General features: G+C 36.4%; 9 protein-coding genes, 1 riboswitch and 1 other annotated feature. Of the genes, 8 read left to right on the forward strand and 1 reads right to left on the reverse strand.

Features of this window, described 5'->3' with window-relative positions:
• The first annotated feature begins 3 nt into the window (after positions 1-3).
• Together gyrB and gyrA are read left to right on the forward strand one after the other, a co-directional pair.
• Entirely contained in the window at positions 4-1,935 is a 1,932-nt protein-coding gene (gene gyrB / locus AAA453_RS01235; RefSeq protein ID WP_176721542.1) for a DNA topoisomerase (ATP-hydrolyzing) subunit B, read from the forward strand.
• A gap of 35 nt (positions 1,936-1,970) precedes the next feature.
• On the forward strand, positions 1,971-4,676 hold the full coding sequence (gyrA, locus tag AAA453_RS01240; RefSeq protein ID WP_069817332.1) for a DNA gyrase subunit A: 2,706 nt from the start codon (positions 1,971-1,973) through the stop codon (positions 4,674-4,676).
• A gap of 70 nt (positions 4,677-4,746) precedes the next feature.
• On the opposite strand, the gene AAA453_RS01245 is transcribed toward gyrA, so the two are convergent.
• Positions 4,747-5,559: an NAD(P)H-hydrate dehydratase gene (locus AAA453_RS01245; RefSeq protein ID WP_427705683.1), complete on the reverse strand. Its 813-nt coding sequence runs from the start codon at positions 5,557-5,559 to the stop codon at positions 4,747-4,749.
• A gap of 404 nt (positions 5,560-5,963) precedes the next feature.
• Here AAA453_RS01245 and hutH point away from each other — a divergent pair, with 404 nt between their 5' ends.
• From hutH to AAA453_RS01275, 6 genes are all read left to right on the forward strand, one after another.
• The gene (hutH, locus tag AAA453_RS01250) at positions 5,964-7,472 is read left to right on the forward strand and encodes a histidine ammonia-lyase (protein WP_277579974.1); all 1,509 of its coding nucleotides are present in this window, start codon (positions 5,964-5,966) and stop codon (positions 7,470-7,472) included.
• A 63-nt stretch (positions 7,473-7,535) separates the two neighbouring features.
• Positions 7,536-7,730: a binding site (T-box leader), on the forward strand.
• A gap of 67 nt (positions 7,731-7,797) precedes the next feature.
• Entirely contained in the window at positions 7,798-9,081 is a 1,284-nt protein-coding gene (gene serS, locus AAA453_RS01255) for a serine--tRNA ligase (protein WP_069826406.1), read from the forward strand.
• 328 nt (positions 9,082-9,409) lie between these two features.
• Complete coding sequence (locus AAA453_RS01260) at positions 9,410-10,105, forward strand: AzlC family ABC transporter permease (RefSeq protein ID WP_069817322.1); 696 nt, start codon at positions 9,410-9,412, stop codon at positions 10,103-10,105.
• Entirely contained in the window at positions 10,102-10,431 is a 330-nt protein-coding gene (locus tag AAA453_RS01265) for an AzlD domain-containing protein (protein ID WP_069832335.1), read from the forward strand. The genes AAA453_RS01260 and AAA453_RS01265 overlap by 4 nt, the downstream gene beginning before the upstream one ends.
• Before the next feature lie 128 nt (positions 10,432-10,559).
• Positions 10,560-10,660: riboswitch (SAM riboswitch) on the forward strand.
• 60 nt (positions 10,661-10,720) lie between these two features.
• Complete coding sequence (gene metX, locus AAA453_RS01270; RefSeq protein WP_427705685.1) at positions 10,721-11,689, forward strand: homoserine O-acetyltransferase MetX; 969 nt, start codon at positions 10,721-10,723, stop codon at positions 11,687-11,689.
• Between the two features lie 306 nt (positions 11,690-11,995).
• Entirely contained in the window at positions 11,996-12,922 is a 927-nt protein-coding gene (locus AAA453_RS01275; protein ID WP_277580018.1) for a DUF2232 domain-containing protein, read from the forward strand.
• The last annotated feature ends 5 nt before the right edge of the window (positions 12,923-12,927 follow it).

The following is a 12,927-nucleotide window of genomic DNA, read 5'->3' on the forward strand; positions in this document are numbered from 1 at the left end:
AAGGTGGAAGCATTGTCAGATGTGAACAACACGGAAGATTATGGTGCTGGTCAGATTCAAGTATTAGAAGGTCTAGAAGCGGTTCGTAAACGACCAGGTATGTATATAGGTTCAACTTCAGCAAGAGGTTTGCATCATCTTGTATGGGAAATCGTCGATAATAGTATCGATGAGGCACTTGCTGGATATGCCGACGAAGTTGAAATTGTTATAGAAAAAGATAATTGGATAAAAGTTACTGATAACGGACGAGGCATTCCAGTAGGTATTCAAGAAAAAATGGGACGTCCTGCTGTAGAAGTTATTTTGACAGTGCTTCATGCCGGCGGTAAATTTGGCGGCGGCGGATACAAAGTATCTGGTGGCTTACATGGTGTAGGTTCATCAGTAGTTAACGCGTTGTCTGAAGATCTTGAAGTGTACGTTTACAAAGATAACCAAATTTATCATCAGGCCTATAAAAAAGGGATACCGCAATTCGATTTGAAAGTTATCGGAGAAACTGATGAGGCTTCTGGTACGGTAATTCGTTTTAAAGCGGATTCTGAAATATTCACTGAAACTACAGAATATCACTATGAAACGTTACAACAACGTACAAGAGAGCTTGCTTTCTTGAATAAAGGTATTTCAATTACGTTAAGAGATGAACGTGAAGAGGAAGTTAGAGAAGACTCTTATCGCTATGAAGGTGGTATTAAATCTTACGTAGAAATGTTGAATGAAACGAAAGAACCACTTCATGATGAACCGATTTATGTACATGAATCAAAAGATGATATTGAGGTTGAAATCGCATTACAGTATAACAAAGGTTATGCAACTAACTTATTAACATATGCGAATAACATCCACACATACGAAGGTGGTACACATGAAGAAGGATTCAAACGTGCCCTTTCTCGTGTGCTAAACAGCTATGGTATAAACAGTAAAATAATCAAAGAAGATAAAGAGCGACTTTCAGGTGAGGATACACGTGAAGGTTTAACAGCGGTCGTGTCTATCAAACATAGTGATCCACAATTTGAGGGACAAACTAAGACGAAACTTGGTAACTCAGAAGTGCGTCAAGTCGTTGATAAATTATTCTCTGAACTATTTGAAAGATTCTTATACGAAAATCCACAAGTCGGACGTATTGTCGTTGAGAAAAGTATTATGGCATCACATGCACGTCTTGCAGCTAAAAAAGCACGTGAAGTGACACGTCGTAAATCTGCTTTGGAAATCTCAAGTCTACCTGGTAAACTTGCAGACTGTTCTAGTAAAGATCCGTCTCGAAGTGAAATTTTTATCGTCGAGGGTGACTCTGCCGGAGGGTCTACAAAATCAGGCCGTGATTCAGAAACACAAGCGATTTTACCGTTACGTGGTAAGATTTTAAACGTTGAGAAAGCACGATTAGATAGAATACTAAATAACAATGAAATTCGTTCAATGATTACTGCTTTTGGTACAGGAATTGGCGGAGAATTTGATTTAAGTAAAGCACGTTATCACAAGATTGTCCTTATGACAGATGCCGATGTCGATGGCGCGCACATTAGAACATTGCTTTTAACATTCTTCTATCGCTTTATGAGACCGTTATTAGAAGCGGGATACGTGTATATTGCGCAACCACCACTTTTCAAATTGACGCAAGGTAAACAAAAATATTACGTGTTTAACGAACGTGAATTAGATAAGCTTAAAGAAGAACTAGACCCAAGTCCAAAATGGTCGATTTCACGTTACAAAGGTCTCGGTGAAATGAATGCGGATCAATTGTGGGAAACTACAATGAATCCTGAACACAGAGCGTTACTACAAGTATCACTAGATGATGCGATAGAAGCAGACCAAGTATTTGAAATGTTGATGGGCGATGTTGTTGAGAATCGTAGACAGTTTATTGAAGATAACGCAGTCTATGCGAACTTAGATTTCTAATACAATGAACTGAATTTTTGAAGGAGGATATCTTGATGGCTGAACTACCTGAATCAAGAATTAATGAACGAAATATAACCAATGAAATGCGCGAATCGTTCTTAGATTATGCGATGAGCGTTATTGTCTCACGTGCTTTGCCAGACGTTAGAGATGGATTAAAACCAGTACATCGACGTATATTATACGGATTACATGAACAAGGTATGACACCTGACAAATCATATAAAAAATCTGCACGTATCGTTGGGGACGTAATGGGTAAATATCACCCACACGGTGACTCATCGATTTATGAAGCAATGGTAAGAATGGCGCAGGACTTCAGCTATCGATATCCTTTAATTGATGGTCAAGGTAACTTTGGTTCAATGGATGGTGATGGTGCTGCTGCGATGCGTTATACAGAAGCACGTATGTCTAAAATCACGCTTGAAATGTTGAGAGACCTTAACAAAAATACAATTGATTTCATAGATAACTATGATGGTAATGAAAGAGAGCCGTCAGTCTTACCATCAAGGTTCCCGAACTTATTAGTTAACGGTGCTTCGGGTATTGCTGTTGGTATGGCTACTAATATTCCACCGCATAACTTAACAGAAGTTATTAACGGCGTATTAAGTTTAAGTTATAACCCTGACATCACTATTTCTGAATTAATGGAAGATGTCCAAGGTCCTGATTTCCCTACAGGCGCTTTAATTCTTGGTAAAAGTGGCATCCGTCGTGCATTTGAAACTGGACGTGGTTCAGTTATAATGCGTTCTCGTGCTGAAATAGAAGAGCGCGGTGGCGGACGTCAACGTATCGTAGTGACTGAAGTACCTTATCAAGTCAATAAAGCGCGTATGATAGAAAAAATCGCTGAATTAGCTCGAGATAAAAAGATAGAAGGTATTACAGATTTACGTGATGAAACAAGTTTACGTACAGGTGTACGTGTCGTAATTGATGTTCGTAAAGACGCAAACGCAAGTGTTGTTCTAAATAACTTGTATAAACAAACGCCATTACAAACATCATTTGGTGTAAACATGATTGCATTGGTAAATGGTAGACCGAGACTTATCACGCTTAAAGAAGCATTGGTTGAATACTTAGATCATCAAAAAATAGTTGTAAGAAGACGTACTGAATACAACTTGAAAAAAGCATTAGACCGTGCACATATTTTAGAAGGTTTAAGAATTGCACTGGATCATATTGATGAAATCATTAGAGTAATACGTGAATCAGATAACGACAAAATTGCGATGGCAAGCTTGCAAGAGCAATTTAAGTTAACTGAACGCCAAGCGCAAGCAATATTAGATATGCGTTTAAGACGTTTAACTGGTTTAGAACGCGATAAGATTGAATCAGAATACAATGATTTAATTGCTTATATTGAAGAGTTAAAAGCAATTCTTGCAGATGAAGAAAAGCTTTTACAAATCGTGCGTGATGAACTCATTGATGTTCGTGATCGTTTTGGTGACGAACGTAAAACTGAAATTCAACTTGGTGGCCTTGATAATATTGAGGATGAAGACTTAATCCCTGAAGAACAAATTGTTATTACATTAAGTCATAATAACTATATTAAACGTCTACCTGTTTCAACATATAGATCACAACACCGTGGTGGTCGTGGTGTACAAGGTATGAATACGCTCGAAGAAGACTTCGTTAGCCAACTTGTAACGTTAAGCACGCATGATCACGTTTTATTCTTTACGAATAAAGGTCGTGTTTATAAACTTAAAGGTTATGAAGTACCAGAACTCTCACGTCAGTCTAAAGGTATTCCAGTAGTCAATGCCATAGAGTTAGATAGTGATGAATCTATCAGTACAATGATTGCCGTTAAAGATTTAGAAAGTGAAGAAGATTACCTTGTATTTGCAACACTGAAAGGTAGAGTTAAACGTTCTGCGTTAAGCAACTTCTCACGCATAAACAGAAACGGTAAGATTGCTATCAACTTTAAAGATGATGATGAATTGATTGCAGTACGTCTTACAGACGGTGAAACTGATATTCTTATCGGTACTGCGCATGCGTCATTAATTCGCTTCCACGAAACTGCATTACGTCCACTTGGTCGTACAGCAGCAGGTGTGAAAGGTATTACGCTTAGAGAAGGCGATAAAGTTGTCGGCTTAGATGTTACTAAAGCGGAACAAGATGATGAAATCCTAGTCGTTACTGAAAATGGTTACGGTAAACGTACACCTGTAGGAGATTACAGATTATCAAACCGTGGTGGTAAAGGTATTAAGACTGCTACGATTACTGAGCGTAATGGTAATATTGTTTGTATAACATCAGTCACAGGAGAAGAAGACTTGATGGTTGTCACAAACTCTGGTGTTATTATTCGTATTGATGTAAATGACATTTCACAAAATGGTCGTGCAGCCCAAGGTGTGAGATTAATCAAATTAGATGATAATCAATTTGTATCTACTGTAGCTATAGTAAACGAAGAAGATGAAGAAGAAGTTGAAGCAACTGAAGAATCTGGAACAACTGAATCAGGTTTAACAAATGCCCAAACAACGGATTCTGAATCACAAGATGCGTCATCAAGTGATGAAGCGGTTGTAGAAGATAACACACCAGGTAATGGTATCCATACAGAAGTTGAAGATGACAACTCTGAAGAAGATGGCCGTAAAGAAGTAAGAGAAGACTTTATGGATCGTGTTAACGAAGATATCGATAATGCAGATAGCGACGACAACGAAGAAGAATAATCTTTGATTAAAGATAAATACACATATAAAAAGACCTACCTCACTAAGGTAGGTCTTTTTTCGTTATAAGTTAACTTTCTAATGATTTCATTGCATGTGGAATCTCGCTTATAAGTCTTGATGGTGGAACGACATACATTTTCTCTGCTAACTGTTCACCAATGAAGCTATGTGCGTATGTTGCACTTGTGACAGCTTCCTGAGTGTCATCAAATTGCCCGACGAAACTCGTAATCATTCCAGCTAGGGTGTCACCCATGCCTCCAGTCGCCATAGCAGGCGTACCGATTGGTAATTTATAATCTTTATCTTTGAAATAAATCTCCGTACCATGCATTTTCAGGACAATAGTTGCTCCGATACGATCTACCGCTTCACGATTGCGTTCATATGTTTGTTCCTCAATAGGAATACCACTTAAACGTTCCCATTCTTTTTGATGTGGTGTGAAAATGACATGACAAGCAGGTATTTCAGGTTTCAATTTACTGAAAATCGTTATAGCATCTCCATCTACGATTAGCGTTTGATGCGGTTGGATATTTTGTAGTAAGAATGTAATTGCGTTATTACCTTTGAAATCACAACCTAAGCCAGGACCGATTAAGATACAATCTGTGTTTTCAATCATTTTTGTTAACATTTTTGTATCATTAATATCAATAACCATTGCTTCAGGACAACGAGAATATAGTGCAGCATGGTTCGTTGGATGTGTAGCTACTGTTATTAGTCCACTGCCACTATAAACACATGCACGCGCTGCAAGCATAATCGCGCCACCTAAGTTAGCATTACCTCCAATTAAAAGGATTCTGCCATAATCACCTTTATGTGTATCATCTTCACGTTTAGGAATGCTTACCGATGATAAAGTTTCCATATTGAAACCTCCTTTTAAAATTCATGATAATTTAACGCTATTGATTTTTGAATAATATGCGTAAAAGTCAGAGTTTAAAATTACCAAAGTAATTATAAATCTACTTTAAAATCTTCAATTATGTGTGCAAAATATTGCTATCTATTGAAGTGTTTTTATTTTCGAAATTTTTAAACTGTTTTTTAATACAATAGAAAATAATAAACCCGCATTGCATTTAAGTCAATAGGTAAACCTGTTAAGAAATTATTAACTTTTCTAAAATGAAGATTAATGCTCCTTTACCCTATTAAAACAGTGATTTGATACCATGTTACGGATGTGTCAAAAGCTATTGTTCTGCTGAAAATGTAAGCGTATACTCGAATTAATCGAATTAAATTCATAAGTAGGGAGATGGAGAAATGACATTACAATTAAATGGAGAAATGCTTACAATTGAAGATATCAAGAAATTTTTATACGAGAAAGATACGGTGGAAGTGACTGAAGAAGCTTTTGAACGTGTAAAGCAGAGCCGTCAAACAGTAGAGAATATTATAGCGAATAAAGAGACAGTCTATGGTATTACAACAGGTTTTGGTTTGTTCAGTGATGTGCGTATTGATGAAGGGGAATATAATCAATTACAAGTGAATCTTATCCGTTCTCATGCGTGTGGTATGGGGGACCCATTTTCAGAGGAAGTGTCATTAGTGATGATGGTATTAAGATTAAATACCCTACTTAAAGGACATTCTGGTACTACAGTAGATTTAGTAGAACAGCTCGTATACTTCATTAATAATAGAATTGTGCCAGTAGTTCCTCAACAAGGCTCACTTGGTGCTTCTGGAGATTTAGCACCATTATCTCACTTAGCATTGGCCTTGATTGGAGAAGGTAACGTGTTTTACCAAGGTGAAGAGGTAGACAGTCGGTATGTCTTAAATAACTTGAAACGTAAACCACTAGAATTACAAGCAAAAGAAGGGCTAGCACTAATTAACGGTACACAGGCGATGACTGCCCAGGGTGTAATTAACTATATAGAAGCAGAGAGTCTAGGCTATCAAGCAGAATGGATTGCTTCACTTACACATCAAGCACTCAATGGTATTACAGATGCTTACAATGAAAAGGTACATAAAGCACGTAACTTCCAAGAACAAATTGATGTAGCTGCGCGTATGCTAGATTGGTTAGAAGGTTCTGAGTTAACAACGACACAAGGTGAAGTACGCGTGCAAGATGCTTATACTTTACGCTGTATCCCACAAATTCATGGGGCAAGTTTCCAAGTGTTCAATTATGTTAAAGAAAAACTAGAATTTGAAATGAATGCTGCAAATGATAATCCACTTATATTTGATGAAGATGATGAAACACTAGTGATATCAGGTGGTAATTTCCACGGACAACCGATTGCTTTTGCCTTAGATTTCTTAAAATTAGGAGTCAGCGAACTGGCTAATGTTTCAGAACGTCGACTAGAAAGACTTGTGAATCCACAATTGAATAATGGCTTACCTGCATTTTTAAGTCCACAACCAGGTTTACAAAGTGGTGCAATGATTATGCAATATGCGGCAGCAAGTTTAGTTTCAGAAAATAAAACACTTGCACATCCAGCCAGTGTCGATTCTATACCGTCGTCAGCGAATCAAGAAGATCATGTATCTATGGGAACGATCGCTTCTCGTCACGGTTATATGATGGTTGAGAATGCACGACGTGTCTTAGCGATAGAGACGATTATTGCATTACAAGCTGTAGAATATAAAGATATTGATAAGCTATCACCAAAAACGTATGAAAAATATCAAACGTTACGCCAAATCATACCTTCAATCACAGAAGATAGACAATTTCATAAAGATATCGCAGCGGTATCGCAATATTTACACGATACTGCGTATATGAATGAGATATAATAGACGTCAGCACTGTCACTCTTGAAAAATATAAGGTTATTTGCTATATTTAAAACAAGTTAATAAGTTATTGTTCGTAGGCTAAGTAGTATTAATTGTTTGGTTTCAGAGAACTTGTGGTTGGTGTGAACAAGTAATCAACGTTAGTGTGAATCTACCTACTATTAGAAGAACAATCGGCTTTGGCCGTTATTTATGGAGAGTGCAGCCTCATTAGGCTGTTAAATAGGGTGGCAACACGTAGACCACGTCCCTTGTAGAGGGGATGTGGTCTTTTTTGTGTTATTATCCAAACATTTTTAAAAATTGAAAGGATGAATGCGATATGTTAGACATTAAATTATTCCGTAACGAACCTGATTTAGTTAGAGAAAAAGTAACAAAGCGTGGTATGGATGTCCAAGTAGTTGACGATATTTTAGCATTAGATGAAAAACGTCGCCAATTAATTAGCCAAGCTGAAGAAATGAAAGCGCAACGTAACAAAGTAAGTGGAGAGATTGCTCAGAAAAAACGTAATAAAGAAAATGCAGATGACGTTATTGCAGAGATGCGTAAACTTGGAGATGAAATTAAAGTCTTAGATGACGATTTAAACCAAACAGACAGAGATCTTAATGATAAATTATCTCGTATTCCGAATATAATTCAAGATGATGTTCCTGTAGGCGCGTCAGATGAAGAAAACGTAGAACTTAAACGTTGGGGCACACCAAGAAACTTTGATTTTGAAGAAAAAGCACATTGGGATCTTGTAGAAGATTTAAAAATGGCTAACTTTGAACGTGGTGCTAAAGTATCAGGTGCTAGATTTGTCTTCTTAACTGGTGAAGGTGCACAATTAGAAAGAGCGTTAATGAACTATATGGTAACGAAACATACAACACAGCATGGTTATACAGAAATGATGGTACCACAATTAGTAAACGCTGATTCAATGTATGGAACAGGTCAATTACCTAAATTTGAAGAAGATTTATTCAAAATTGAAAAAGAAGGGCTGTACACAATTCCAACAGCTGAAGTACCGTTAACGAATTATTACCGTAATGAAATTATAGGTCCTGATGTCTTACCAGCTAAATTCACAGCACAATCAGCATGTTATCGTAGTGAAGCGGGTTCAGCCGGACGTGATACAAGAGGTCTGATTCGATTACATCAATTCGATAAAGTTGAAATGGTTCGTTTTGAAAAACCAGAAGATTCTTGGGATGCGCTTGAAGAAATGACAAATCATGCAGAAGCGATTTTAGAAGAACTTGTGCTACCTTATCGTCGTGTGAATCTGTGTACAGGTGACATTGGATTTGGAGCTAGTAAAACATATGACTTAGAAGTTTGGTTACCAAGCTATAATGATTATAAGGAAATTAGTTCATGTTCAAATATAACTGACTTCCAAGCGCGTCGTGCGAATATCCGTTTCAAACGTGATAAAAATGCTAAACCAGAATTAGTGCATACACTAAATGGTAGTGGGTTAGCAGTGGGACGTACATTTGCAGCAATCGTTGAAAACTATCAAAACGCAGATGGTTCTATTACAATACCTGATGCTTTAGTTCCATTTATGGGCGGTAAAACAGAGATCCGTCCTGTAAAATAAAATTAAATAAGTATGGCTAAAAGAGCGTAGCAAAGACCTTTGTTGCGCTCTTTATTTATATCGAGGTGGGGTAGGGGAGGGGTAAAATTAAGTGGATTTATAAAATTATGTAAGTAACATCAATGGTTTTTCATGTGAAAAATAACAGGTAAGTCTAAAATATTTCATAAGATTCAGAAAAGTTTAAAACGTTGATAAATAAGATTTTTAAAACAGAGGGTTGTCTTCCGTCACACAAACGGAATGCTAAAGTGATTGAATATAACGCCTAATTTATATTAAACTTAAGCTATTGTTTTTTAAAATTAAAAATGAAAGGAGTGAGGTAATGGAAGCGCATGTAACTTTTAAGCAAGGTGTGAAAGAATGTGTTCCTACATTATTAGGATACGCTGGGGTAGGGCTGTCTTTTGGAATTGTTGCTGTAGCCTCAGGATTTAGTTTGCTTGAAATTATCTTACTCTGCTTACTTGTATATGCTGGTGCTGCACAATTCATCATTTGTGCATTAGTCATCGCAGGTACACCGATTTCTGCGATTGTGTTAACAGCATTTATCGTAAATTCCAGAATGTTTCTACTAAGTATGACGCTTGCACCGAGTTACCAATCATACGGCTTATTAAATCGAATAGGACTTTCAACGCTTATTACAGATGAAACGTTTGGTGTAGCAATTACGCCACATCTTAAAGGAGAAAAAATTAACGATCGTTGGTTATATGGTTTAAATATCACAGCTTATTTGTTTTGGACATTTGCATGTGTTATTGGTGCTATATTTGGAAAATACATAAACAACCCAGAGACGTTAGGTTTAGATTTCGCTATTGCTGCGATGTTTATCTTTTTAGCTGTGTCACAGTTTGAATCAGTTCAACGCTCTCGCATCAAGACGTATTTTGTATTGATCATTACTGTAATTGTGATGATGCTTCTTCTAAGTCTCTTTATGCCGTCTTACGTGGCAATTATTCTTGCTTCTACGGTAGCAGCTGGACTCGGGGTGGTGATGGAACGATGACAACAACGACGCATATGCTTATTATTATTTTGCTTTGTGGTATTGTGACATGGTTTACACGGATTATACCGTTTTTACTTATATCTAAAATTAAACTATCTGAAAGAGTTGTAAAATGGTTGTCGTTTATACCAATCACGTTATTTACTGCTTTAGTTATTGATGGTTTGATTGAACAACAAGATGGCATGATGGGTTATAGCATTAATGTGCCGTTTCTAATTACGATGGTCCCGACAATAGTGATTGCAGTTATCACACGTAGTTTAACAATTACAATCATAGGTGGCATTATTATTATGGCTGCATTAAGATGGGTATTTTAATTATTTCATTGATGTAAATCATTTTATCCGTTAGAATGACAATAATTAGAAAATTCCGACATTTTTTAAAAATGAATGGATTGTTGGAACATCAATAGTAGTAATGTAGTGCAATACAATTAAAATAAATCTTATTTCGAGAAGCTAAGGGATTTGGCCCAATGATGCTTCAGCAACCGGCTAAATAAAGTACGGTGCTAAAACCAACGATATAGTCGAATGATAAGTAATTTTCAACTTCTTACTTATTGAATAGTGAGGAGTTTTTTTACTAAGTAGGAGGTAAGTCATGACGAATTATACGGTTGATACATTAGAATTAGGACCATTTACAACAGAGTCAGGAGAAACGATCTCAAACTTAAAATTACGTTACGAACATGTTGGATTGAAAGGTCAACCTCTTGTGGTCGTGTGTCATGCTTTGACAGGAAATCACTTAACATATGGCACAAATGAACAACCTGGATGGTGGAGAGGTATTATTGATGGTGGTTATATGCCGATTAATGATTATCAGTTTTTAACTTTCAATGTAATTGGTAGTCCATTTGGCTCTAGTTCTGCGCTTACGGATGAAGACTTCCCAGAACAACTGACTTTGCGTGATATTGTGCGTGCAATTGAATTAGGTATTGAGCATTTAGGCTTTGAACGTATTAATATACTTATAGGTGGCTCTTTAGGTGGCATGCAAGCAGTAGAGTTATTATATAACCGTAAATTTGAGGTTGATAAAGCAGTTATACTTGCTGCTACACAGAGAACATCTTCATATAGTCGTGCATTTAATGAAATTGCGAGACAAGCGATTCATTTAGACCATGAACAAGGTATGAGTATCGCAAGACAACTCGGCTTCTTAACATACCGTTCGTCTAAAAGTTATGAACAACGCTTCTCGCCAGATCAAGTGGTTGCATATCAAAGGCACCAAGGCGATAAGTTTATGAAACACTTTAGTTATGCATGTTATTTAACACTGCTTGACGTCTTAGACAGCCACGATGTGGATAGAGGGCGTGATGACGTGGACGAAGTGTTCAGCAGACTGGATACTAAGATTATGACAATGGGCTTTGCGGATGACTTACTTTATCCTGATGATCTTGTTTATGCAGTTGGCCAACGATTCAAATACCATAAACATTTCTTTGTACCTGACAATGTAGGGCATGATGGGTTTTTAGTTAATTTTAATGATTGGGCACCTAATTTATACCATTTCTTAAAGGTTTATAAAATCAAGCGTAAATGAGCGTGACTGTACTATAGAATGTTAAATTTAGGACGACACAGCAGAATCAGAATAACCAATAGGACCTACAAAGTAGACTGACTGCTTTGTAGGTCCTATTTTTTCTGGGAAAACACATGGAAATAGCTGTGATCTTGTGAAGTAATAGGGGATTTAGCTGTCTCAATATCAACTGAAAGGATGAATATTAGTTTATCTTCGAATAGTTGAATGTGTAGCGTATGTTTAACTTCTATAGAAATGAGTTGGCAATAATTGTATAAAAGTTTTAAAGAGGTTAAAATAAAAGTTATAGTCAAAAATAGTATGGGAGTGGCGAATTTGTTTTCAAAAATATATCCTAAGGCAACTATACTTAGTATAATCACGCTAGTCGTAGTAGCTTTAGCTTTACATATATTACCACCGCTTGGGCTTGTATTGAGTTTGTTTGCGACAATTCCAGGCATTATTTTATGGCATAAGTCTGTAGAATCATTTGGTTTAACAGCAGTCGTAACAGTTGTTTTAACAACTTTATTAGGTAATATATTCGTATTAAGTATCATGGTCCTCGTACTCTTAGTGAGTTTCGTTGTTGGCCAATTATTAAAAGAACGTACATCTAAAGAGCGTATACTTTATATTACAACTACATACGTGAGTATGATCTCGTTAATTGCATTTATGGCATTACAAACATTTGATAAAATACCAACATCAACAACATTAATGAAACCTGTGAAAGATCAAATACATTATTATATTTCTAATGCAGGTGTTGGTGCAGATTATAAACAAATGTTTGAAGAAACATTCCGTCAATTATCAGTTCAATTACCAAGTTATGTAATCATTGCAGTATTTATACTTATATTAATCAATTTACTAGTTACTTTTCCAATTTTACGTAAATTCAAAATTGCTACACCAATATTCAAACCATTATATGCGTGGCAAATGAAGCGTTCATTGCTATGGATGTATATGATTGTCCTACTTTGTGTTATGTTTACTGCCGAACCGAGTGCGTTCCAAAGTATCGTATTAAACTTCGAAATTGTGTTATCATTATGTATGTATATTCAGGGGTTAAGTGTGATTCACTTTTTCGGAAAGGCAAAATCAATGCCGCTCACACTTACTGTGATTTTAATGGCAATAGGGACAATTCTAATGCCACTTACACATATTGTAAGCCTCCTGGGTGTTATAGATTTATGTATTAACTTAAAACGTATCATTAAAAAATGATTTGA

Source organism: Staphylococcus parequorum (assembly GCF_039237145.1).
Classification (GTDB): domain Bacteria; phylum Bacillota; class Bacilli; order Staphylococcales; family Staphylococcaceae; genus Staphylococcus; species Staphylococcus equorum_A.

Excerpts from the sequence above, each read along its gene's own strand:
- AAA453_RS01275 (WP_277580018.1), top strand. The coding sequence starts at position 11,996 with ATGGGAGTGGCGAATTTGTTTTCAAAAATATATCCTAAGGCAACTATA.
- serS (WP_069826406.1), top strand. The coding sequence starts at position 7,798 with ATGTTAGACATTAAATTATTCCGTAACGAACCTGATTTAGTTAGAGAA.
- AAA453_RS01260 (WP_069817322.1), top strand. The coding sequence starts at position 9,410 with ATGGAAGCGCATGTAACTTTTAAGCAAGGTGTGAAAGAATGTGTTCCT.
- AAA453_RS01265 (WP_069832335.1), top strand. The coding sequence starts at position 10,102 with ATGACAACAACGACGCATATGCTTATTATTATTTTGCTTTGTGGTATT.
- hutH (WP_277579974.1), top strand. The coding sequence starts at position 5,964 with ATGACATTACAATTAAATGGAGAAATGCTTACAATTGAAGATATCAAG.
- metX (WP_427705685.1), top strand. The coding sequence starts at position 10,721 with ATGACGAATTATACGGTTGATACATTAGAATTAGGACCATTTACAACA.
- gyrA (WP_069817332.1), top strand. The coding sequence starts at position 1,971 with ATGGCTGAACTACCTGAATCAAGAATTAATGAACGAAATATAACCAAT.
- AAA453_RS01245 (WP_427705683.1), bottom strand. The coding sequence starts at position 5,559 with ATGGAAACTTTATCATCGGTAAGCATTCCTAAACGTGAAGATGATACA.